The 24293-nt window shown below is 67.5% G+C and carries 11 protein-coding genes and 1 pseudogene; 7 read left to right on the top strand and 5 right to left on the bottom strand.

Translation table 11 applies throughout. The features are described from left to right. Positions 1 to 2 precede the first annotated feature (2 nt). Positions 3 to 2804 (top strand): fumarate reductase/succinate dehydrogenase flavoprotein subunit, encoded by a 2802-nt coding sequence (locus tag ACFVUS_RS19975; RefSeq protein ID WP_387768050.1) that lies wholly within the window; start codon positions 3 to 5, stop codon positions 2802 to 2804. 6 nt (positions 2805 to 2810) lie between these two features. Here the strand turns inward: ACFVUS_RS19975 and ACFVUS_RS19970 are convergent, their stop codons facing one another. Next, the gene (locus tag ACFVUS_RS19970; protein WP_387768047.1) at positions 2811 to 4400 is read right to left on the bottom strand and encodes a DUF2207 family protein; all 1590 of its coding nucleotides are present in this window, start codon (positions 4398 to 4400) and stop codon (positions 2811 to 2813) included. A 77-nt stretch (positions 4401 to 4477) separates the two neighbouring features. Between ACFVUS_RS19970 and ACFVUS_RS19965 the strand changes: the two genes are divergently transcribed. Further along, the gene (locus tag ACFVUS_RS19965) at positions 4478 to 5866 is read left to right on the top strand and encodes a neutral zinc metallopeptidase (RefSeq protein WP_387768044.1); all 1389 of its coding nucleotides are present in this window, start codon (positions 4478 to 4480) and stop codon (positions 5864 to 5866) included. Positions 5867 to 5929: 63 nt separating this feature from the next. Here ACFVUS_RS19965 and ACFVUS_RS19960 read toward each other — a convergent pair whose 3' ends face one another. Further along, a complete protein-coding gene (locus ACFVUS_RS19960; RefSeq protein ID WP_387768041.1) occupies positions 5930 to 7213 on the bottom strand; it encodes an ammonium transporter in 1284 nt (427 codons plus the stop codon). Positions 7214 to 7319: 106 nt separating this feature from the next. After that, positions 7320 to 8153 (bottom strand): hypothetical protein, encoded by an 834-nt coding sequence (locus tag ACFVUS_RS19955; RefSeq protein ID WP_387768038.1) that lies wholly within the window; start codon positions 8151 to 8153, stop codon positions 7320 to 7322. Positions 8154 to 8581: 428 nt separating this feature from the next. On the opposite strand from ACFVUS_RS19955, the pseudogene ACFVUS_RS19950 reads away from it, so the two are divergent. The 5 genes and pseudogenes from ACFVUS_RS19950 to ACFVUS_RS19930 all read left to right on the top strand — a co-directional run. Further along, positions 8582 to 10174, top strand: a pseudogene (locus ACFVUS_RS19950) (DNA polymerase III subunit gamma and tau); the annotation flags it as partial. 2129 nt (positions 10175 to 12303) lie between these two features. Further along, complete coding sequence (locus ACFVUS_RS19945; RefSeq protein WP_387768035.1) at positions 12304 to 13515, top strand: acetyl-CoA C-acetyltransferase; 1212 nt, start codon at positions 12304 to 12306, stop codon at positions 13513 to 13515. 35 nt (positions 13516 to 13550) lie between these two features. Next, entirely contained in the window at positions 13551 to 15704 is a 2154-nt protein-coding gene (locus tag ACFVUS_RS19940) for a 3-hydroxyacyl-CoA dehydrogenase NAD-binding domain-containing protein (RefSeq protein ID WP_387768032.1), read from the top strand. A gap of 489 nt (positions 15705 to 16193) precedes the next feature. Continuing rightward, positions 16194 to 19724, top strand: a complete 3531-nt coding sequence (locus ACFVUS_RS19935) for a protein kinase (protein WP_387768029.1) — start codon at positions 16194 to 16196, stop codon at positions 19722 to 19724. A 219-nt stretch (positions 19725 to 19943) separates the two neighbouring features. Continuing rightward, a complete protein-coding gene (locus tag ACFVUS_RS19930) occupies positions 19944 to 21383 on the top strand; it encodes an alpha/beta hydrolase (protein ID WP_387770032.1) in 1440 nt (479 codons plus the stop codon). 51 nt (positions 21384 to 21434) lie between these two features. On the opposite strand, the gene ACFVUS_RS19925 is transcribed toward ACFVUS_RS19930, so the two are convergent. Both ACFVUS_RS19925 and ACFVUS_RS19920 read right to left on the bottom strand, forming a co-directional pair. Beyond that, positions 21435 to 22751 (bottom strand): class I SAM-dependent methyltransferase, encoded by a 1317-nt coding sequence (locus ACFVUS_RS19925; protein ID WP_387768026.1) that lies wholly within the window; start codon positions 22749 to 22751, stop codon positions 21435 to 21437. Next, positions 22748 to 24181 (bottom strand): FAD-binding oxidoreductase, encoded by a 1434-nt coding sequence (locus tag ACFVUS_RS19920; RefSeq protein WP_387770029.1) that lies wholly within the window; start codon positions 24179 to 24181, stop codon positions 22748 to 22750. Before ACFVUS_RS19920 ends, ACFVUS_RS19925 begins: the two co-directional genes overlap by 4 nt. Positions 24182 to 24293 lie beyond the last annotated feature (112 nt).

Raw genomic sequence — 24293 nt, 5'->3', positions numbered from 1 at the left:
TGATGGAGATTCCCGACCTCGCCGCGACCACCCGGCTCGACTGCGACGTCCTGGTCATCGGCGGCGGCACCGCGGGCACCATGGCCGCACTCACCGCCGCCGAACAGGGTGCGAACGTACTGCTGCTGGAGAAGGCGCACGTGCGGCACTCCGGTGCGCTGGCCATGGGTATGGACGGCGTCAACAACGCCGTCATCCCGGGCAAGGCCGAACCCGAGGACTACGTCGCCGAGATCACCCGGGCGAATGACGGAATCGTCAACCAGCGCACCATCTATCAGACCGCCACCCGCGGCTTCGCCATGGTGCAGCGGCTCGAACGCTACGGCGTGAAATTCGAGAAGGACGCGTACGGCGAATACGCGGTGCGCCGCGTACACCGCTCCGGTTCGTACGTGCTGCCCATGCCCGAGGGCAAGGACGTCAAGAAGGCGCTGTATCGCGTACTGCGGCAACGCAAGATGCGCGAGAAGATCCAGATCGAGAACCGGCTCATGCCGGTGCGGGTGCTCACCGAGAACGGGCGCGCGGTCGGCGCGGCCGCATTGAACACGCGCACGGGCGAATTCGTCGCCGTCGCCGCCAAAGCCGTTATCCTGGCGACCGGTCCGGCCGGACGACTCGGCCTGCCCGCCTCCGGCTATCTCTACGGCACCTACGAGAACCCCACCAATGCGGGCGACGGCTACGCCATGGCCTACCACGCGGGCGCGGAGCTCTCCGGTATCGAATGCTTCCAAATCAATCCGCTCATCAAGGATTACAACGGACCGGCCTGCGCGTACGTCGCCAATCCGTTCGGCGGCTATCAGGTCAACGCCCTCGGTGAGCGCTTCGTCGACTCCGACTACTGGTCCGGGCAGATGATGTCCGAGGTGAAGCGGGAAATCGAATCCGCGCGCGGTCCCATCTATCTCAAGGTCTCGCACCTGCCCACCGAAACCCTCGATGCGCTCGAAGGCATCCTGCACACCACCGAACGCCCCACCCGCGGCACCTTCCACGCCAATCGCGGCCACGACTACCGCACCCACGACATCGAGATGCACATCTCCGAAATCGGTTTGTGCAGTGGACATTCCGCGTCCGGCGTCTGGGTCGACGAGAACGCCCGCACCACCGTGCCCGGCCTCTACGCCGCCGGTGACCTGGCCTGCGTACCGCACAACTACATGATCGGGGCGTTCGTCTACGGCGATCTCGCGGGCTCGCACGCCGCCGGAACTCTGGCCGACACCCCGGCCCCGGCCGCACTGCCCGCCGATCAGTTGGCCGCCGCGCACGAACTCGTCTACCGCCCGCTGCGCAATCCCGAAGGGCCGCCGCAGCAGCAGGTCGAGTACAAGCTCCGCCGCTTCGTCAATGACTATGTGGCACCGCCGAAGACGGCCACCAAGCTCTCCCTCGCCATCGAGACCTTCGATCGCATGCTGGACGATATCTCGGCGATGGGCGCGCAGACCCCGCACGAGCTGATGCGCTGCGCCGAGGTGACCTTCATTCGCGACTGCGCCGAAATGGCGGCTCGCTCGTCCCTCACCCGCACCGAATCCCGTTGGGGCCTCTACCACGAACGCGCCGACCTCCCCGAACGCGATGACGTCGAATGGCGCTACCACCTCAACCTCCGCAAAGCCGCCGACGGCGATATGGAGTTCCTGAAGCGTCCCGTCGCCCCGTACTTCGTACCGGTCCCGGGCCTCGACGACATCGCCACCGATGACACCACGGTCATTCCGGTCCAACAGCCCGCCTTGATCGGCAGCCCTCCCAACCTCGCCACCGCACCGTCGACACCCGGCACTGTCGCCGACGTGGTGTCCTCCGCGAAAGCGCCTGTCGCTCCGCGCATCGCGCTCCTGCTGAGCCTGGACGCACCGACGGTCGAAGAACTCGAATCCTTCCTGGATGATCCGGATCCCCAGGTCCGAGCCACCGCAATTTCGGTACTCACCGAGGGCACCCCGGACGGCTTCGACGCTCCGTTGGTCGCGGCCCTGGGCGATTCCGACTCGGCGGTGCGTGCGGCCGCCATCGACGGACTCCGGGAGTTGGTCGAAATCCTGCCCGCCACAGCGACATCCGAGGTCGGGGGTACTTCGACACCGGCGGATACCGCAGCGGCAGGCGAGGACGATCTGGTCGGCGCGAACCCCGCTACGCGCAGCGGCACCACCTTGGCCGAGCACGCCGATTCACCGGACCCGGCTGTTCGCGCGACAGTGGTGGATCTACTGCGCGCCCTGCGTGCGGGGTCGGCGGAGCTGTTCGCCAAGGCGGCCGTCGACGCTGATCATCGCGTCCGCATCGAGGCGGTGAACGGCCTGGTGTCCCTTGACGAATGGTCCACCCTGGCCACGGCCGCCCACGATGAGAACCGTGAAGTTCGTATCGCGGCGGCCAAGGGCTTGGCCACGGTCGGGATCGGCGGCTTGGAAGCGGTCCGCACTCTCCTCGCCGACCGCGATCCGCTCGTCCGGGCCGCTGCTCTCACGGCATTGGCGCGCCTCGGCAACGCCGACGACATCACGACTTTGACCGTGGCGCTGAAGGATTCGGCCTGGCAGGTGCGCGAAGGCGCGGCCCGGGGGCTCCCCGCCGTCGGCGCGGACCTGGCCGCCGAGCCGTTGAGCCTGGCGCTGGCCGACATCCACCCGGATATTCGCAAGGCGGCCGTCCTGACCCTGAGCAGCTGGCCCGAATCCACTGCCGCTCGGGACGCACTGAACATCGCCCTCGATGACTCCGACGCCGATGTCCGCGCCTATGCCCGCCGCGCACTCGCCGTTCATTCGGGCGCGTGACGGGCCTCAGCTCTCGGTGAAGAGCTTCTCCAATTCGGTTATGCAGTAGGGGAAGTGGGCCGCGAAGCGGTAGAGGTCGTGATCGGATTCGAAACCGCCGAACCAGTAGAGGCCGGGGGTGCCGTCGTCCGTGGGATTCAGGTCGCGGAAGGTGCGCACCCACTGATCGGTGCGCCGGCCCGCCACCATGAAGGGCAGCGCCCGGGAGAATATCATCTCTCGGTCCGGTGCCGGAATATTCTGCGGGACAACGGCATCCAGGCTGCGCAGCATGGCCTGGACGCGCCCCGCCAGCTCCCGGCCCAGCGCGGTGCGGGACGGTAGGTAGCGGGGGAGCAGCAGGGCCGCAATGCCACCCAGGATGAGTGCGACGCCGATCAGGGCGTGGCCGGGGCCGAGCGCGAGGGCCAGGGTGGTGATGGCACCGGCCGCCACCAGCGTTGCGCCCAGCCAGAATTCGAAACCCCGGCGCGTGCGGTCGATGAAGCTGCCCTGCGCGGTGGCCTCGTCGATGAGGGTGCGGCGGACCGCCCGGGCATTGACCTTGTCGCGCAGCGTCGACACCATGACCGCATCGGTGCCCTCGGGCAGGAAGGTCTCGTAGACCGCGCGCTCATAGCCGGTGAGCTGGTCGTCGATCGGGTTCATCCGGCTGATCCGCCAATCGGATTCGCCGATCGCGGCAATCCAGATGTAGCTGCGGACGGCCAGATCCACCACGGTGGCGGCCATATCGGGGGCATCCACATAGCCGTCGGTCAGCAGTCCGGCGGTACCGGGCCCGATGCCATCGGGCGAAGTGAACCGGACGTGATCCCCGTGGCGCTCCAGCGGATCGAGCACCTGGGCGTTCGGTTGCTGCCTGCGCGCCCACACCACGTATCCGGCGGCCGCCGCCAGCGCCGCCAGCAGCGCCCCGAACGCCGCCAGCACCGGACCCGTGATGGAGAACGGGCCGGGTGAATCATCGTCCTGGATATCGGCATTCGGCTTCACCGTGCCGGGCGGGATCTGCAGGGTCACGTCGATGACATCGCCCTTGCGCAGATCCGTCTTGTCCAGATGCGCCACACCGTCCGGTTCCACGCGGATATCCGCGCAGTCCTCCGGCTTACCGGGCTGGCCGATCGTGCACTTGGTGACGCCCATCCGGAAATCGGGACTGGTCACCACCACGCTGATGGACGCCACATCGGTATTGAGCACCCCGGTCCACCGGAAGGTCTGCGCCCCGGCGGAATCGGCGACCGTGTTGTGCACCGTGTACTTGAACGTCACCGTGCCCGAACGCGCATCGATGGTGAAGCGGTCGTCCGCGACGGTCGCCTCACCGTCACCGGTGGCCTGGATATCGCTCACCTGGAAGGTGCGCTGAATGGCATCGGTGACCTGCACCCGCAGCGGCAGCACCTGCCGGAACTCATTGCCGGCGGGCACTTCCACGGTTTCGGTCACCCGGAGCAGGCCGTCATCGCCCAGGTCCACGTCCGCGGTGATCTTCACGCCGTCGGGCTGCTGCGACTGGGCGGCCGGGGCTGCCACGCCCGCCAGCGCGAGCAGCAGCGCCACGAGGACGCCCCCCCGAAAAATCTGCATGGATGGTCACTCTAGCCAGCTTGCTATTCTTCCTCAGCGGCTGTCGGTTATCGGTGAGAACGAGGGGGTGCGGGGGTATGACTCGCCCACCGTCCGGCTACGGACCGAATAACCAGGGCGGCTGGCCGCCCGAACCGGATCCGCGCCGCCCGCAACAGCCGCCCGGACAACCGCGGCAAGGCAATTCACCACCGCCCGGCGGTTATCCACAGCGGCCGGGGGGTCGGCCACAGCATCCCGCACAACCCGGCGGGCAGCCGCCGCGACCCGGTGGGAATCCGGCGCAGCCGGGCGGCTATCCGGGTCAGCCGGGCGGGTACCCCGGTGGGCCGGGTGGGTATCCCTCGCGCCCGGGTGGTTATCCGGTGCAGCCGCCGCACCCCGCCGCACCGCCGGGAGGCATTCCGGCACAGCCGCGTACGGGTTATCCACAGCAGCCGGGTTATCCCCAGCGGCAAGGGTTCTCATCGCCGCAGGGCTCCGGTCCCGCGCCCACCTTCGCGCAGCCGCGACAGCCCGCGTATCGCCCGCCGATGCCACCGCCCGCCGCGCATACGCAGACCGGGATGCAGGCGGTCCAGCGTCCCGCTCCGCCGCGCCGCCGCCGCTGGGGCACGCTCGTCGTCATTCTGATCCTGCTGGTCAGCACGGTTGTGCTGCGCACCGCCATCCGAACCGGGTTGAGCGCCTTGGGAACCGGCGACAAGGTGCAGACCGGGTACAGCAACGATCCGGGCAGCGAGAACGCGGGCGTCGCCAAGACCTCGGACAATCCGCTGGTCACCGATGACAGCCTCACCCTGCTGCCGGAGAACTGCGCCTACACGCCGTGGAGCACCGACGTCGACGTCGCGCGCACCTTCTTCCAAACGGCCGCCAACTGTCTCGCCGACGCGTGGAAACCCCTCTTCACCGATATCAAGCTGCCGTTCGAGCCGCCGAAGCTGAACGTGTCGGCCAGCACCAGCGGCATCACCACGCTGTGCACCGGCAACAGCAGCAATTTCGCCGCCTTCTACTGCTCGGCCGACAAGACCATCTACATGCCGATCAGCCAGCTGCAAACCGATATCTACAAGAACAACTGGGTGGTCTACCTGTCGGTGTTCGCGCACGAGTACGGCCATCACGTCCAGGCCGAATCCGGCATCCTCGGCAAGGTGCACCAGCAGCGCCGGGACGCGGGCGCGCGCAGCGATACCGGCCTCGAACTGTCCCGCCGCACCGAACTTCAGGCCAACTGCTTCGACGGCATGTTCCTGTCCTCGTCGAATAACGGTGGCGCACTGAGCAATGCGCAGATCGGCGTCGCCCGCAACGATATGTACCACCGCGGCGACGCCCCCGGCGATATGCGCGATCACGGCACCTCGCAGAACGGCGGCGCGTGGTTCGAGATGGGCTACGACAAGAACCGCACCGCACAGTGCAATACCTTCGCGGCCGCGCTCAACAAGGTGAACTGACCATACGAAAACGGCCGGGGCGGCGAATGATTCGCTGCCCCGGCCGTTTCGGCGGTTATCGGCTCAGTGCCCGAACGGCCCGTCCCGCTTGATCTGATGACCGTGCCCGTTCACGCCCTCGGCGTACGCGGTCTCGGCGTGCAGCGCGAAGTCGATACCGGAGATCTCCTCCTCGCGGCTCACCCGGAATCCGATGGTCCGGTCGATCACCTTGCCCAGTGCGAACGACACCCCGAACGCGAACGCCGCCACCGCGAGCACGCCCACCAGCTGCTTGCCCAGCTGGGTGAGCCCACCGCCGTACAGCAGTCCCTCCGGACCGTTCTCACCCGTCATCGCGCGATTCGCCAGGAAACCGATGAGCAGCGTGCCCACGATGCCGCCGATGAAGTGCACGCCCACCACGTCGAGCGAATCGTCGTAGCCGCCCTTGAACTTCCAGCCCACCGCGAACGAACACACGGTGCCCGCGACCAGACCCACGATCAGCGCGCCCATGGTGTTGACCGAACCGCAGGACGGGGTGATGGCGACCAGACCGGCCACCGCGCCGGACGCCGCGCCGAAGGTGGTCGGGCGGCCGTCGCGCACCTGCTCGACGACGAGCCAGCCCAGCATGCCCAGGCAGCCCGCGACCAGCGTATTGAGGAACACCGCCGCGGCGGTCGCGTTGGCGCCCAGCGCCGAACCGGCATTGAAACCGAACCAGCCGAACCACAGCAGGCCCGCGCCCAGCAGCACGAACGGCAGATTGTGCGGCCGCATGGCATCGACCTTGAAGCCCACGCGCGGGCCGAGCACGATCGCCAGCGCGAGTGCCGAAGCGCCCGAAGCGATCTCGACGACCAGACCGCCCGCGTAATCCATGGTGCCGAAGGAGGCCAGCCAGCCGTTCGGGGTCCACACCCAGTGCGCGATGGGCGCGTACACGATCAATGCCCAGATCGGTACGAAGATCATCCACGCGGAGAATTTCGCGCGGTCCGCGATCGCGCCGCTGACCAGTGCCACGGTCAGAATCGCGAATGTCAGCTGGAAGGTGACGAACAGCAGTTCCGGAATTCCACTGCTCGCGTGCACAGTCGTGGGATCAATTCCGGAAAGTCCGAAATGGCCGAAATTGCCGATGAGTCCGCCACCCGCGTCATCCCCGAACGCCAGGGTGTAACCCGCCACCAGCCACACCACCGTGACCAGCGGAATCGAGATGAAACTCATCATGAGCATGTTGAGCACACCGCTGGAGCGCACCATGCCGCCGTAGAAAATAGCCAGGCCGGGCGTCATGAGCAGCACCATCGCCGTGGCCGCGAGCAGCCAGGCGGTAGCCGCCGGATCGATGTTCATGAACAAACTCCTTCCGCGCGAATTCGCGTTGCACGGAAGTTACCGAATCCTCACGTTTCGGCGCTGTTACGAAAATGAGGACTTGGATACGTGTATGTAACAGCGATCAGGCGCGGCGCTCTTTGTTCTTGCGCGACAATGCCCGCATTCCACGCGGTCCGGGCACAGGCAGGTCATCCGAGAGCGACATCCACTCGGCGATGGTGAGCCACTGCTGCTGCGCCCGCGCGTCCGCTGTGTCGTTGAACACGCGGCGGCCGCGATCATCACGCAGCTCATAGGCCAGCACCGACCAGCGCGGTGGCCGCTCGTTCTCGGCCAGCTGATCGCGCAGATACGCCGCGACCAGCGTGCCGATGGCGTTCACCGGTCGCAGCGACACCCGATTACCGAACCGGGCGGCATGGAAACGCCTTCCGGCACACAGGGATCGGGGCGTCGCGTTGTAGGCGATCCAGCCCGCGCGCTGCGCCCGCTCGATCAGCCACAGATGCTTCACCGCGGTCGGCGGGATATCGCCGACGCGATCGCGAATCAGATCGAAGACCGGCTCAGACAGCAGAATGTCCCGGCGCGTCGGCCCGGTGCCGTGCGCGATCCAGTATTCGTCGGTGAGTTTGGCCAGCACCCGGCCGAAATCGTCGACACTGCGCTGGGCGCGGCGGCCCAGGCGTTCGATGCGCTCGGCCTCGGCGCGCATATCGTTCTGCACGATCAGGGTTTGGATGGCCGCCAGCGTCGGCACCTGGCCGCGCTGCAGCAGTTCCAGAATCGCGCCCGCGGTGGCCGGGTCCGCGGCTGCCGACACCGGTAGCGAATCACGCTTGATGTCGTAGTCCTGCGGGCTGATGGCTCGACTGAGCAGTCCGACCGCGGCGAGATCACCTGCGAATTCGGTGCTGGAGAGCCAGGCGTGGGCGATGTCGTCGTGCGACGGCACTTGGAAGATCCTCCGATGAGATTTGGTTGTGCCCCGGTCGGGATGAGGGACCGGCCGGGGCCACCAACCTGATGAAGGTTTGGCTACCGAAGTTGCCGATGTCCACGGTAGCCAAACGATTGCGATCTTGCTGCATCGGTTCACTGGATCGTTATGTCCGGTCTGTGCGGATGAAACCGAACACGCATCCGTAAATGGTGATCTTGGGCGGAGGTAATGTCCGGCTATCGTCCCTGGACACCCACGCCGGGAATTTGCTCACCGGCCACAGCAGAATCGAGTTCAGTCCGGTCGGTATCGAACGGGCATCCAGAATGGATGTGACATAACCCACAGTTTGACGCGCCGGAGTGCTGGAACGCGACGTATGCGCGGCCGCGCGGGCGGTGAATCGTTCGATGTCGTAGCCACTCGGTAACCTTTGGGCCGTGGCTCTGTACCGGAAGTACCGACCGGCAACGTTCGCTGAAGTGGTGGGGCAGGAGCACGTCACCGATCCCCTGAGTATCGCCCTGGACACCGGGCGGATCAGTCACGCGTATCTGTTCTCCGGCCCGCGCGGTTGCGGCAAGACCTCGTCCGCGCGCATCCTGGCGCGCTCGCTGAACTGCGTGGAGGGTCCGACCTCCACGCCGTGCGGGGTCTGCTCGTCCTGCGTCGCGCTCGGGCCCGGCGGCTCCGGCAACCTGGATGTGATCGAACTCGACGCCGCGAGCCACGGTGGCGTCGACGACACCCGCGAACTGCGCGACCGCGCCTTCTACGCGCCCGCCGAATCCCGCTACCGCGTCTTCATCGTGGACGAGGCGCACATGGTCACCACGGCGGGCTTCAACGCGCTGCTCAAGATCGTGGAGGAGCCGCCCGCCCACCTGATCTTCGTCTTCGCCACCACCGAACCGGAGAAGGTGCTGCCGACCATTCGGTCCCGCACCCACCACTACCCCTTCCGGCTGCTCCCGCCCGCCACCATGCGCGGCCTGCTCGGCAAGATCTGCGAGCAGGAACATGTGGAAGTCGAAGAATCCGTGTACCCCTTGGTGATTCGCGCGGGCGGCGGCTCACCGCGAGACAGCCTCTCGGTGCTGGACCAGCTGCTCGCGGGCGCGGGCCCCGAAGGCGTCACCTACCCCCGCGCGGTCTCGCTGCTCGGCGTCACCGATGTGGCCCTGATCGACGATGCCGTCGACGCGCTGGCCAACTCCGACGGTGCCGCCCTGTTCGGCACCATCGACCGCGTCGTCGAAGCGGGCCACGACCCCCGCCGCTTCGCCACCGACCTGCTCGAACGCCTCCGCGACCTGATCCTGCTGCGCGCGGTCCCCGACGCCACCGAACGCAACCTGGTCACCGGCCCCGGCGATGTCCTCGCTCGCATGCAGGACCAGGCCCACCGCCTCGGCCCCGCCACCCTCGCCCGCCACGCCGAACTCCTGCATGAGGGCCTCGGCGATATGCGCGGCGCGACCGCCCCCCGCCTCCTGCTCGAAGTCGTCGCGGCCCGCATGCTCCTGCCCGCCGCCTCCGACGCCGAAACCGCCACCCTGCAACGCCTCGAAACCCTCGAGCGCCGCATGGCAGGCGGCGCCATCCCGCAATCGGCCCCCGCCGCACCCGCGCCCGGACGGTCGGCCCCGGCTTCGGACTCCGCACCCGCCCCCTCCCCGGCGTCCGCCCCCGCCGCACCGCCGACCGGGGCACCCCGCCGTCGCGGCGCGGAAGCCCTCGCGGCCCTGCGCGAAAACCGCCCCGGCGCAACCGCTCCGACCCCGCAGCAGCCCCAGGCCGCCGCATCGCAGCAGCCCCCCGCCGCTCCGCAGCGGCAACAGGCCGATCAGGCGCCCCGCGCGCAGGGGCAAGCGGTAGAGGCGAGCGCGAATTCGGCTGCGGCACAGCAGGATCGGCATATCCCGCAACAGGTCGCGGACGCCACTCCTGTTACGCGACCCGCAACTCTCCAGGGCCAATCTGTACCGGCGGAAGTCGCGCAATCGGATGCGACGGGTGCGCAGGGCGCATCCGGTGCCGAATCCGTCGCCGGGACGGGCGGTACCTCGGAATCTGTTGCCCGGCGAGGTGCTTCGGCAGCATCGGGTGCCGATTCCCCGGCGGCTGATGCTCCGCCTCGGACCCCGGTCGCGGCGGTTCGGCCGCCGGAGATGAATGCGGTGCGCGGTCTGGTGGTCGACGCGGCTGCCGACGCGGGCGTTGGCACGCCTACGGATGCTGCTCCCGCCGCTGCCCCGCAGGCGGATTCGATCGTGGATGCGGATGACGCGAACGCCGATGTTCCGTTGCCGGGGCTGGTGGCGGAGGCTGATCTGGCCGCCGCGGCGGCGGCCAAGGAAGCGGCGGCTCGTGCCGCGGAGGCCGCCGCGCAGGGTGGCCCGGCGGATTCCGCTGAAGCTCTGGAAGACGCTACGCTGCAGGTGATTTCGGCGGTTTCCGGTGGGGCCGACGCCGAGCAGGAGGGCATGTTCGATCTCGCCGAGGTCGATCCCGATCAGCTGGCGCTCGGCGCGGATCCCGAGGTGGCGACCGCCGATGACCCGGTGCCCGCATTCGCGTTCTCGGGGCAATCCGGGGATCCGGCAACCGCTTCCGAGGTCGTCGCGCAGCTCACCGCCGACAATCAGGGCGATGGTGGACCCGCCGGAATCGCCGATGACGCGAGGCCCGGTGACGCCGCGGGTGTCGAGGATGCCGCGCATGCGGTGGCGGCCGGCGCTCCGACCGCGGCGGCGTCGGCTCCGGCCGAGCCCGGTTCGGCTGAAACCGCTGCGGCTGAGCCGATTTCGATATCCCAGTCCGCTGCGCCCTTCGAGTCCGCTGCCGTGACGGAGCCCGCTGCGGTCTCGACCGCACCCGTCGCATCCGAAACCGCTGCGGCTGAGCCGGTTTCGGTGCCCCAGTCCGCTGCTGCCTTCGAGCCCGCCGTTGCTGAGCCCGCGGCGGCCTTCGAACCCGACGTCATCGCTGAGCCCGCTGCGGTCACCGAGCCCACCACTGTGGCCGGGGGTGACTCGTCCGAGGACGTGTTGCGGGAGATCGAGGCGGCCTGGGCGGATATTCGGGCCAAGGTGCGGGAGTTCGGGGCGGCGGTGCAGGCGTTGCTGTCCGGGGCCTCGGTATCGCGGCTCGAGGGCGGGACGATTGTCTTCGCGCATCAGCACGCGCCGCTGGCGCAGCGGTTGTCGCAGCCCGCCAATCTGGATGCGGTGCGGTCGGCGGTCAAGGCCGTGCTGGGGCGTGAGCATGACGTGAAGTGGGAAGTGGGGAGTGGGCCCGCGCCCGCCGCCCCGCAGGCGAGTGCCGGCGGGGCCGGGAAGGGACCGGCCGCCGGTGCGGGAGCCGCGCCGAAGAAGGCCGCGGCCAAGTTCTCCCGGCCGAGTCAGGCCAAGAGCGCGGCGGCCGGCGCGGCCACGACGGTCGCCGCTCCGGCGGCGTGGGGGAGTCCGGCGGTCGCGCCGGGCGGTACGGGTGACGGTGCGGCCGAAGGCACGATTGCGGGTGATACGGCCCACGGCGCCTCGGGCTCCGGCGGCGCGGCGCAGGGCGGTTCGGTCGTCACGCGCGGCGGGTCCGCCGGGGGTGCGGGAACCGCCGCGGCGGGTGCGCAGGCCCGGGGCGGGAACGGGAGCGCGGCGGTGCGGAACGCACCGCCGGAGGACGATATTCCGCTGCCTGACGGGCCGGACTATCCGGACGACCCGGGGCCGTCGGACTACTCGTCAGTAGGTTATGACGGCGTCCCACCTGCTACTACGGACGAGGAGGAGCGGGAGATGCTGGCCGCCGCGGCCGTGCCTATCCCCGCCGAGGAGCGCCGCGACCCTGATGATGTGGCCTTGGAACTGTTGCGGTCCGAACTGGGGGCTACTCCGTTAGAGGGTTGACAGTTGCCCTGTGAGGCGCATTAAGTTAACCGGAGTTCGCATCGGGCGGTACTATGATCGGGTGGCCGTGAGTATCGGTTCGGCGAAGTTCTAAGGTATGCCCAGGCGTACGGGTTGCCAGAGAGCGCGTCGGTCCGCTTCTGAGGCTGTTTGTACAGCGTCAGACGATCGGTCGAACGACTGATCGCGCAGGTTACCCGCGGCCGCCCCGCACAACGCGGTGTCGGCGCACATTACGGAAGGAAAACTCCGATATGACCACAGAGGCCTACATTTACGAGGCCATCCGCACCCCGCGCGGCCGCAACAAGAAGGGGTCGCTGCACTCGGTCAAGCCGATCGATCTGACCACCGGTCTGGTCGAAGAGCTGCGGAACCGTTTCCCGAACCTCGATGAGGATCGGATCTCGGACATCATCCTGGGTGTTGTTTCCCCCGTCGGTGACCAGGGCGCGGATATCGCCCGCACCACCGTGCTGACCGCGGGCCTGCCCGACACCGTCGGCGGTATCCAGATCAACCGCTTCTGCGCCTCCGGCCTCGAGGCCGTCAACCTGGCCGCCCAGAAGGTCCGCTCCGGCTTCGATGACCTGGTCATCGCCGGTGGCGTCGAGTCCATGTCCCGCGTGCCGATGGGCACCGACGGCGGCGCCATGTTCATGGACCCGAAGACCTCCTACGAGGCTTACATTGTCCCGCAGGGCATTTCGGCCGACCTGATCGCCACCATCGAGGGCTTCACCCGCGATGACGTCGACGCCTACGCCGTGCGCTCGCAGGAGCTGGCCGCCAACGCCTGGAAGAACGGCTACTTCACCAACTCCGTCGTACCGGTCAAGGACCTCAACGGCCTGACCGTGCTGGACAACGACGAGCACATGCGTCCCGGCACCACCGCCGCCGACCTGGGCAAGCTGAACCCGGCCTTCGCCGGCATCGGCGAAATGGGCGGTTTCGACGCCGTCGCCATGCAGCGCTACACCTACGTCGAGGCCATCAACCACGTGCACCACGGTGGTAACTCCTCGGGCATCGTCGACGGCGCCGCGTTGGTGCTGGTCGGCAACGAGGATGCCGGTAAGGCCTCCGGCCTGACCGCGCGCGCCCGCGTCGTGGCGACCGCCACCTCCGGCGCCGACGCCACCATCATGCTGACCGGCCCGACCCCGGCGGCGTTCAAGGCTCTCGCCAAGGCGAACCTGACCGTCGACGACATCGACATCTTCGAGATCAACGAGGCGTTCGCCTCCGTCGTGCTCAAGTTCCAGAAGGATCTGGCGATCCCGGACGAGAAGCTGAACGTCAACGGCGGCGCCATCGCGATGGGCCACCCGCTGGGCGCCACCGGCGCGATGATCACCGGCACCGTTGTCGACGAGCTGCACCGTCGCAACGCGCGCTACGGCCTGATCACCCTGTGCATCGGCGGCGGCATGGGCGTCGCCACCATCATCGAGCGCGTCTAACGCCCACCGACTTTTCTCGAGGAGAACCAAAGACAATGACTGAGAACATGATCGGCTGGGAAAAGGACGCCGACGGCATCGTCGTGCTGACCATGGACGACCCCAACCAGGGCGCCAACACCATGAACCAGCTCTACAAGGACTCCATGAAGGCGACCGTCGATCGCCTGGAGGCCGAGAAGGACGACATCACCGGTGTCGTCATCACCTCCGGCAAGAAGACCTTCTTCGCCGGCGGCGACCTCAAGAACATGATGAAGACCACCCCGGAGAACGCGGCGGACATCATGGAGGAGCTGGGCAGCATCAAGGGTGACCTGCGTCGCCTGGAGCAGCTCGGCAAGCCCGTCGTCTCGGCGATCAACGGCGCTGCCCTCGGCGGCGGCCTGGAGATCACCCTGGCGACCCACTACCGCATCGCCGCTGACGTCAAGGGCGTGCAGCTGGGCCTGCCCGAGGTTTCCCTCGGCCTGCTCCCGGCCGGTGGCGGCGTCACCCGCATCACCCGCATGCTCGGCATCGCGAACGGCCTCATGGGTGTGCTGTTGCAGGGCAACAAGTTCAACCCGCAGAAGGCCAAGGCCACCGGCCTGATCAACGAGGTCGTCGGCTCGATCGAGGAGCTCGTGCCCGCCGCGAAGGCGTGGATCAAGGCCAACCCGGACAAGGGCGTGCAGCCCTGGGACGTCAAGGGCTACAAGATCCCCGGCGGCACCCCGTCCAGCCCGGCGCTCGCCGCCAACCTCCCGGCGTTCCCGGCCAACCTGCGCAAGCAGCTCAAGGGCCAGAACATGCCGGCGCCGCAGGCCATCATGGCCGCCGCGGTCGAAGGCGCGCAGGTCGATTTCGACAACGCGTCGCTGATCGAGTCGCGCTACTTCGTCTCGCTGCTGACCGGCCCGGTCGCGAAGAACATGATCCAGGCGTTCTTCTTCGATCTGCAGTCGATCAACAACGGTGGTTCGCGTCCCAAGGACGTGCCCAAGCGTGAGATCAAGAAGATCGGCGTCGTCGGCGCGGGCATGATGGGCGCGGGCATCGCGTACGTCTCGGCCAAGGCCGGTTACGAGGTCGTGCTGAAGGACGTCACCATCGAGGCGGCCGAGCGCGGCAAGAACTACTCCGAGAAGCTCGAGGAGAAGGCGCTCTCGCGTGGCAAGACCACCGAGGAGAAGTCGAAGGCGCTGCTCGCGAAGATCACCCCGACCGCCGACGCGGCCGACTTCGCCGGTGTCGACTTCGTCATCGAGGCCGTCTTCGAGAAGCCGGAACTGAAGAACGCGGTCTTCCAGGAGATCGAGGACATCGTCGACGCCGACGCCCTGCTGGGCTCGAACACCTCGACGCTGCCGATCACCCTGCTGGCCAACGGTGTGAAGCGGGCCGAGGACTTCATCGGCATCCACTTCTTCTCCCCCGTGGACAAGATGCCGCTGGTCGAGATCATCCGCGGCGAGAAGACCTCGGACGAGGCGCTGGCCCGGGTGTACGACTACACCCTGGCGATCCGCAAGACCCCGATCGTGGTCAACGACAGCCGCGGCTTCTTCACCTCGCGCGTGATCGGCACCTTCATCAATGAAGCGATCATGATGCTGCAGGAGAACATCGATCCCGCGACCATCGAGCAGGCCGGTCTGCAGGCGGGCTACCCGGCCGCGCCGCTGAAGCTGAGCGATGAGCTCAACTTCGAGACCATGAACAAGATCTTCAAGGAGACCAAGGCCGCCGCCGAGGCCGAGGGCAAGGCCATCTCGGCCGCCTCGCTCGCGTCGGGCAACGTCATCGACACGATGATCGACAAGTTCGACCGCAAGGGCAAGCTGGGCGGCGCGGGCTTCTACAACTACGTCGACGGCAAGACCGCCGGCATCTGGGAGGGCCTGCGTGAGGCCTTCGGTTCCAAGCGTGAACTGCCCGAGGGCGTTTCGCTGCAGGACCTGAAGGACCGCATGCTGTTCATCGAGGCCATCGAGACCCAGAAGTGCTTCGACGAGGGTGTGCTGACCACCACCGCCGACGCCAACATCGGCTCGATCTTCGGCATCGGCTACCCGGCCTGGACCGGTGGCGTGCACCAGTTCATCGTGGGCTACCCGGGCGGCACCGCCGGCTTCGTGGCTCGCGCCGATGAGCTGGCCGCCAAGTTCGGCGAGCGTTTCGAGGTTCCGGCCTCGCTGCGCAAGTAATACGAAAGCGCCTGCCGCGCCGAGGGTTCGGATAATCTCGGCGCGATAGCGTGCACAGACGGGACCCGGGTCGTGTTCACGACCCGGGTTCCGTCGTATTCGGGCTCGGGTGCGCCGCATGCGCCGCCGCCGGTCCCGCGTCGAGCCGGGGTGACGTTCGCATCGCCCGAAGCGATATCCGGGTATGGCGAGGCGCTGTTCGGGCCGGGTGCGGCCAACACCTGGCATACCGTGGATTTCGGGGCGGGCGTACCGGATTTCGGTGCGTGTGGAACCCCGCTCGGACCTCGGTGCTGTGCCGAATTCCGCACACATATGTGCCCAGCGCGCTACGTTTGAATATGCGCGGGTAGAACACCGGTATCGCCCGTAGATTCGGTGCGCGCTCGTCCAGTGCGAGGTGGGGTAGAGATGGAACCACAGCCGCGCCCGGGAGACTCCCGGAGCGACTCTACTCGGCCCGAAACTGCCACGCAGGCATACGTTCCCATGAGCATTGTCGATGAGCTCGAGGCCATGGGACTGGTCGATGCCGAGGAGGTCGGCCGCGGCGGCTTCGGGGTGGTTTTCCGCTGCACGCAGCGCGTGCTCGATCGCGTCGTCGCGGTGAAGGTGCTCTCCACCGAGATCGACGATGAGAGTCGCGAGCGGTTCCTGCGCGAGGAGCACGCCATGGGGCGGCTCTCCGGTCATCCCAATATCGTCGACATCCTCCAGGTGGACGTGACCGCCAGCGGGCGGCCGTACATCGTGATGCCCTATGCCACGCACGGTTCGCTGGAACAGCTCGTGCGCGATAACGGTCCGCTGACCTGGTCCGATTCCCTGCGCGTCGGGGTGAAGCTGGCGGGGGCGATCGAGACCGCGCACCGCGCGCAGGTGCTGCACCGGGATGTGAAGCCCGCCAATGTGCTGCTCAGTCGGTACGGCGAACCGCAGCTCACCGATTTCGGCATCGCCCGGATCCCGGGGGGCTTCCGCACCTCCACCAGCTTGATCACCGGATCGCCCGCGTTCACCGCCCCCGAGGTGCTGCGCGGTGACGAACCCACCGTGCGCTCGGATGTGTACGGTCTCGGCTCCACCCTGTTCGCGCTGCTGACCGGGCATGCCGCCTATGAGCGGCAGGCGGGGGAGAAGATCGTCGCGCAATTCCTGCGCATCACCAGCGCACCGCTGCCGGATCTGCGCGAACAGGAGATCCCGCCGGATGTGGCCGCGGCCATCGAGGCCGCCATGTCGCCGGATCCGCGGGACCGCCCGGAGTCGGCGGTGGAATTCGGTGATCTGCTGCGCACGGTGCAGACCGGGCACGGGCAGGTGCCCGATGAGATGGCGCTGCTGGACAGCGCGGGTGACGAAGCGGATTCCGAAGCCACCGAACAGTATTCGCGGCATCGCACGGTGATGAACTCGCCGCGCAACCGCTCGCTGACGCTGCGCCCGCCGACCGGTCCGAGCGGCACCTTCACCCCCGTGGGCGGGTCCATCACGCCGACCGGAAATACGCTACCGCCCACCGCCGCAACGAAATTCCGGCCGCCGACGCCCGCGCGCGAACCGGTGGCGCGGCCCCGGCTGCTGGAACCGCTGCGCGCGGGCGGCAGGCGGCGGCTCGCGGTCATTCACGGTCCCGCGGGGTTCGGTAAGAGCACCCTGGCCGCGCAATGGTGCGCCGAGCTCACCGATCGCGGGGTCGCGGTGGCCTGGATCGGTATCGACCGGTACGACGACAATGAGGTGTGGCTGCTCGCGCACATCATCGCCGCCATTCGCAGGGTGCGGCCCGAAATCGGGGCCGGGCTGGAGCAGGTGCTGGAGGAGCGGCCCGCGGAGGCGGTGCCGTACGCGGTGTCCGCGCTGATCGACGAGGTGCACGCGGGCGGTAACACCATCATCGTGGTGGTGGACGATTGGCATCGGGTCACCGATACCGGCGCGCATCGGGTGATGGACAACCTGCTCGACAATGGCTGCCACCATTTGCGTTTCGTGATCACCAGCCGGGAGCGCTCCGGATTGCCGTTGAGCCGCATGCAGGTCGCCGATGAGCTCGTCGAAATCGATTGTGATCAGCTGAAACTCACCGAGGCCGAGACGCGGCAGCTGCTCGTCGACCGCACCGGGTCGCAGCTGTCCGACCGTCAGGTCGAGCAGATCTACGCCGCCACCGACGGCTGGCCCGCCGCCATTCAGCTGGCGAGCCTGTCCTTGCGGGCCGCCGGGGCGGACGCCGATCAGCTGATCACTCGAATATCGGGTGACAGCAAGGCGATTCGCGAATATCTCGCCGAGAATGTGCTCGACAGCCTGGAACCGGCCATGCTCGACTTCCTGTCCGCCATCGCCGTGCCGGAGCGGGTGAACGCCTCGCTCGCCGCGGCGCTGAGCGGCAGCGCCGAGGCCGGGACGCTGCTGGAGCAGGCCGAACAGCGAGAACTGTTCGTGCACCGGCTGTCCGAGGATTCGTCCTGGTATCGCATGCAGCCGATGGTGGCCGAACATCTGCGGGCGCGCCTGGAGCGTGCCCAGCCTGGACAGGTCAAAGCGTTGCACCGCAGGGCTTCCCGCTGGTTCGCCGAGCATCAGTTGCTGCGGCAGTCGGTGGATCACGCTTTGGCCGCCACCGATTTCAAGTTCGCGCTCGATCTGATCGAGAACGGCGGTATGGATCTGATCGACCGCTCCCGGCTGGCCACCCTGTTCGGCACGGTATCGAAACTGCCTGTGCAGCAGGTGACTTCGCGCAGCAAGCTGTTGATGGCGCTGGCCCGGGCGAATGTGAATCTGCAACAGTCGGGCGCGGCGCGCACCGCGCTGGGCCGGCTGTCCAGCATGCTGGCGCGCAGCTCACCCACCGATGCCGAGGCGGTGAACCAGCGCTGTCAGGCGGCCGTACTCGATGCCGCCGACCAGGTGGCGCGCGACCGCACCGACGGTGTGCTCGACAAACTCGCCGACAGTCTGCGCCTGGCGGAGGAACTGCCGCCGTGGACGGTCTCCACCGCCGCGAATCTGGCCTCCTTCGTGCGACTCTGCGAATTCGATTTCGACGGCGCGCGCCGCATGCAGGAGTGGGCCGCCCCGTATCACGAGCTGTCCGCCGATCCGCTCGGTGCGGTGTTCGGTCTCTGCGGGCAGGGTGACGCCGCCTACGAACAGCTCGATATCGACTCCGCCACAAGCTTTTTCGAACAGGCCTGGCAGACCGCCCGGGATCGTTCCGGCCCGCACTCGCAGCCGGTGCGGGTGGCCGCCGCCCTGCTCGGCGAACTCGCCTACCGCCGCAATGATCTCGACAGTGCCGAACGGCTGCTGGATCAGAGCTATCAACTCGCCACCCACGTGGGTCCGGTCGACTTCCTGATCAGCACCTTCGTCATCGGCGCCCGCGTGAAGGCCGTGCACGGCGATCTCGACACCGCCACCGCCCGCCTGGACGAGGGCGCGCGAATCGCACTGGACCGCAAGCTCAATCGCCTCGCCGCCCACATCAGGGCCGAGCGCTTCCGCCTCGGCCTGCCCCCGGATCAACTCACCGCCGGCCTGGTCACCGACCCGATGACCCGCCCGGTCCGGCATCTCTCCGGCGCTGCCGCCCTGGCCGCCGAAGCCGAGGAATTCGCCACCGTCCGCGCCCTGCTCTACCGCCACTATCGCGGTGACGACCGCGGGGCCGCCGACGACCTGGCCCCGCTGGGCACCGATGACACGGCCGTCAAACGCGCCCGCGCCCTGCACGCCCGCATTCGTGAGAAGAACCGCCCGCGCGCGGAAATGGATGCCGCCCTGCTGCTCACCGAATGCCTGTCCGCCTCCGGCTGGGTCGGCGAGTCCATCGCGGTGCTGACCCCGGTGGTGGTCCGATACGCCCCGCTCGGCTGGTCCCGGCCCTTCCTGGACGCGGGTCCCGGCGTGCGGAACATCCTGCGCACCATGCGCACCCAACTGCCGCTGATCGATATCGGCAGTCCCGACGCACCGGAGTTGCCGCGCGGGTTCCTCGATTCGCTGCTCTGATCTCGCGGTGCGGCGGTCGCCGTCGCGTGCGAGCGGCCGCGTATGTTTCGCCAGGGTGTCGGTGCCGTCATGCCGGTGTGGCGGGGTTCGCCAGGGGACCTCGAGGGGGTTCACAGGGTTTCTCGAGGAATGGCGTTGAGAATCGCCGTCGTGCTGTTCACCCGTGTGCTGTCGCAGAGTCCTCCGCTCGGCCCTCCTCCCGCACCGCACGTGCCGGTGATGACGGGGCGGGGCGGGAACTTCCACCATGGGATTTCGCTGTTGCACGGGTGGTTACCGCAGGCGGTGTTGTTCGCGGCGGTGTTCACGCTGATCGTGGCGCTGGCCCGGTTCAAACGGAATTGGTGGTTGTTCTCGGTGCCGGTGTGCGTGGGGCTCGGGGTGGCGGCGGCCTGGGGTGCGTGGCTGTACATGATGGACGAGGGCCTGGCCTCGGATCCCGCGCCGATGCTGCTGTGGGTGTGCATCGCCATGATCGCGGCGGCGGGCGGAGCCTTCATTGTCGGCTGGCGGTCGGGACCGTGGTGGCAGCAGGGGGCGGCGCTCTTGGCCGTGCCGCTGGCGCTGGTCAATGCGCTGATCGTGCTGAATCAGTGGGTGGGCTACTACCCGACGGCGAATGCCGCGTGGGAGGCGCTGACCGCCGAGCCGCTGCCGCATCAGACCTCGCTGGCCTCGCTGGCGTCGCTGCGCAATACCAATGTGGGTTCGGGACGCATTGTGCCGGTGGATATTCCGGAGTCCGGCAGTCATTTCAAGCATCGCGAGGAGTACGTGTACCTGCCGCCCGCGTGGTTCGCCGGTGATAAGCCGCCCGCGCTGCCGGTGGTGATGATGATCGGCGGGGAGTTCAACACCCCGGCGGACTGGGTGCGCAGCGGTCAGATCATGCCCGCCGTCGACGATTTCGTGAACGGCAACAACGGGCAGGCTCCGGTGCTGGTGTTCGTCGATTCCGGCGGCAGTTTCAACAATGACACCGAATGCGTGAACGGCAGTCGCGGTGATGCCGCGGACCATCTCACCAATGATGTTCCGGACTATATGAAGTCGGCGTTCGGGGTTTCGGCGGATCCGGCGAAGTGGGCGGCGGTGGGCTGGTCCATGGGCGGCACCTGCGCGGTGGATCTGGCGGTCATGCATCCGGAGCTGCTGCACACCTTCCTCGATATCGCCGGTGATCTCGGGCCGACGGCGGGCACCAAGGAGCAGACGATCCGCCGCCTGTACGCCGGAAACGCCGATACCTGGGCGCAATTCGATCCGCAGACGGTGATGGCCAAGCATGGCCCGTACACCGATATGGTCGGCGTCTTCGACGATCTGACCCCGCCGCAACACCAGGGCGGTAATCGCAACGGCGGCAATGGGAACGGGAACGCCAATGCGGGCGGCTACGGCAACGGCGGTAACTTCCGTCCGAAACAGCCTGCAGCCGACGATGATTCGGTCGGCCTGGGCGGTCACGACGGCGTCTTCGACACCGGCGAGCTGGGTGCGGCGAACACCCTCTGCGAGGATGGCCGCCGCGTCGGCATCGACTGCACGGTGCACACCGCAGAGGGCGGTCACACCTGGCAGTTCGCGTCGTCGGCATTCACCTCGACACTGCCGTGGCTGACCGCGCGACTGGGCCTGCCGGTGCCCAACCTGTCGTAAGGCGTTGCCCCCGTTGGCGATTGCCGCCGGGGGCAACACCGTCGTTGGTGGCTAGGCCTTCCACCACGGGCGCAGCGGAACCGTCCAGGCCTGATCGTCGCCGAGCTTGACGCCCAGCACCTGGTGCAGCTGCACCACATTGCGTTCGAAGCCGAGCTGGCAGCCCGCCATGTACAGGCCCCACACCTTGGCGGTGCCCTCGCCGACCTCGTCGACGGCGGCTTCCCAGTTCTTCACCAGGTTCTCGCACCATTCGGCGAGGGTGAGCGCGTAGTGCTGTCGCAGGTTCTCCTCGTGCAGCACCTCGAGACCCACGTTCTGGATATCGGAGATGATGCGCCCGGAGCCCGCTAGCTCCCCGTCGGGGAAGACGTAGCGGTCGATGAAGTCGCCCGCCTTGGTGGTGCGGGTGTTCTCCGGCCGGGTGATGGAGTGGTTGAGGAAGGTGCCGCCGACCCGCAGCTTGGATTTGATGAATTCGAAGTAGGCCGGGTAGTTGTGCACGCCGATGTGCTCGGTGAGCCCGATGGAGGAGACGGCGTCGAAATCGCCCTCGCGCACATCGCGGTAGTCCGAATGCCGCACCTCGGCGAGTTCGGTCAGGCCCTCTTCGGCGATCTTCTGTTGCGCCCATTCCGCCTGTTCGGCGGAAAGCGTTGCGCCGATGACCTTTACGCCGCGCTTGGCGGCGTAGCGCACCATGCCGCCCCAGCCGCAGCCGATATCGAGCAGCCGGTCCCCGGCCTTCAGATTCAGCTTGTCGAAGACGAGCCGGTACTTGTTCTCCTGCGCCTGTTCCAGGCTCCACTGCTCGTCCTCGTACACCGCGCAGGTGTAGGTCATGGACGAGCCGAGTACGTACTCGTAGAAGGTGTTCGAGACGTCGTAGTGGTGGTGGATCGCCTCGGCGTCACGAGTCTTGCTGTGCCGCAGTCCTTCCAACGCGATGCGTCGCCAGCGCGGCAGCGTCTCCTGCGGCGGCGGCGCGACCGGCTTGAGCAGTTCCCAGCCCAGTGAGCGCGCGATGACGACCAGCTGCATGGCGGTGGGCCGCCGGAACTTCAAGCCCGCCATGGCTTTCAGCAGTTCGTACGGGTCGCCCGCGTGCACGCCGTGCGCGATCATGTCGCCGGAGATGTATGCGCGTGCCATGCCCAGATCGCCGGGTGCGTTGGCCACATAGTTGACGCCGCGCGGATGGATGATCTCCAGGCCGAACTCGGAGTCCTCGGGGCCGGTGCTGCTGCCGTCGTACGCGGTGAAGCGGATCGGCATCGGGCCCTCGATGAGGGTCTCGAAGATCTCGGCAATGGTGAGTTTTGTTCCGAGCTCGGCGAATACGTCGGAACGATCCTTGAACGTGGTCACTTGCGTTGCACCGCCTTCGAATACAGATCCAGTAAACGAGAATCCGGGTCGTAGGTTGCTTTGAGTTGGGCGTAGGTCTTGCCGCCGTAGTAGAGCTCGGCGAACTCGTCCTGCTCGTAGTAGGAGTCCGAGTAGAGGGATTTGTGCCCGTCGAGCGCGGACACCTGCTTCTCGATGGCGCGGTTGGCCGCGCCCTCCTGCTGTCCCGGCCGGGTCGGCACGGCCGACCAGAAGCCGACGTTCACATAGGTGCGATCGGGTTCCAGCGGGTAGAGCGGCCACGGCCGCTCCGGTCCGCCGGAGTCGCGCAATCGCAAGGGGCACAACCAGATCGGTTCGATCGGTATCTCGCGCAGGAACCAGTGCAGGAAGTCCGCGGTGCGTTCGATGGGCACCTCGATGTCCTGCACCACGCGTTCGCGAGGCAGGTTGCCCTGCCGGGCCTCCATGCGGTCGCCGATATGGTATTTCTGGTCGAGTCCGATGAGCTTCCAGTAGAAACTGCTGCGCCGGTACTGCTTCGGCCACAAGCGCCGGATCTTCGGGTGCTGCGCCCCGAAAGCCCGTGAGCACCAGAACCAGTCGGTGTCCCAGCGCCACAGGTAGTCCGAGATGGTCAGGCGGTCGCGCTTGGGTTCGTTCGAGTCGTGCTGGATGGACCGGTAGAAGATGTCCATATCGGTGTAGTCGCTGACCGGTCCGGGTTCATCGGTCTGGCGGCCGAGCACCAGGTAGCTCTCGTCGGCGGTGAACACCACGCCGTCGAGGTAGTCGACCCGCTCCCCGGCGTACGAGCGGTCCGCGATGATCTGCGCCATGGTTGTTTCCAGCTCCCGCAATTCATGAAACCTTATGTGGCGCAGTGCCACATAGGGTTCGACCGCTTCGAGCTGGATCTTCAGGCGGGTGGAGTAGCCGAGTGTGCCGTACGAGTTCGGGAAGCCGCGGAACAGGTCCGCGTATTCGCCGTCCGGGGTGGCGGTGATGATCTCGCCCGCCCCGGTGAGCACATCGATCTCCAGCACGGATTCGTGCGGGAGCCCATTGCGGAACGAGGTCGACTCGATCCCGAGTCCGGTGACCGCGCCGCCCAGGGTGATGGTTTTGAGCTGCGGCACCACCAGCGGCGCGAGCCCGTATTGCAGGGTGACCGCGACCAGATCCTCATAGGTGGTCATGCCCGCCACATCGGCGGTTTTGTTATGCCGGTCGACCGCGATGACCTGTGTCAATCCGGAAACGTCGAGTCCGGGCGCGGTGTTCTTGGCCCGGGCGCGAAACAGATTGGAGGTCTTCTTGGCCAGCCGGACATTCGCATCGGGCGGGATGGCTCGATACGAAGCGAGTAGCCGATCGACCCCTGCCTGATGCGCTGCGAACCCTGATTCCCGCACAGCCGTGGTACGGCCGGCCTTCCCCAACAGACTCACTGCCACCCCCGGAACGCTAGCCTGCACCGACCGGTACGGCCAGCAGGAGCACACCGGCGGGGCGGTTTTTCACGCACAGTTTGCATACGCATCAACACCCGCTACCAGCCGC

The sequence above is a fragment of the Nocardia sp. NPDC058058 genome, from assembly GCF_042885355.1.
GTDB lineage: Bacteria > Actinomycetota > Actinomycetes > Mycobacteriales > Mycobacteriaceae > Nocardia.
This window is presented reverse-complemented; position numbering and strand designations above follow the sequence as displayed.

What these genes read in the sequence shown, in the direction of transcription:
- ACFVUS_RS19940 (WP_387768032.1), top strand. Translation starts at nt 13,551, where the DNA reads ATGACTGAGAACATGATCGGCTGGGAAAAGGACGCCGACGGCATCGTC.
- ACFVUS_RS19945 (WP_387768035.1), top strand. Translation starts at nt 12,304, where the DNA reads ATGACCACAGAGGCCTACATTTACGAGGCCATCCGCACCCCGCGCGGC.
- ACFVUS_RS19975 (WP_387768050.1), top strand. Translation starts at nt 3, where the DNA reads ATGGAGATTCCCGACCTCGCCGCGACCACCCGGCTCGACTGCGACGTC.
- ACFVUS_RS19930 (WP_387770032.1), top strand. Translation starts at nt 19,944, where the DNA reads ATGACGGGGCGGGGCGGGAACTTCCACCATGGGATTTCGCTGTTGCAC.
- ACFVUS_RS19935 (WP_387768029.1), top strand. Translation starts at nt 16,194, where the DNA reads ATGAGCATTGTCGATGAGCTCGAGGCCATGGGACTGGTCGATGCCGAG.
- ACFVUS_RS19960 (WP_387768041.1), bottom strand. Translation starts at nt 7,213, where the DNA reads ATGAACATCGATCCGGCGGCTACCGCCTGGCTGCTCGCGGCCACGGCG.
- ACFVUS_RS19970 (WP_387768047.1), bottom strand. Translation starts at nt 4,400, where the DNA reads ATGCAGATTTTTCGGGGGGGCGTCCTCGTGGCGCTGCTGCTCGCGCTG.
- ACFVUS_RS19965 (WP_387768044.1), top strand. Translation starts at nt 4,478, where the DNA reads ATGACTCGCCCACCGTCCGGCTACGGACCGAATAACCAGGGCGGCTGG.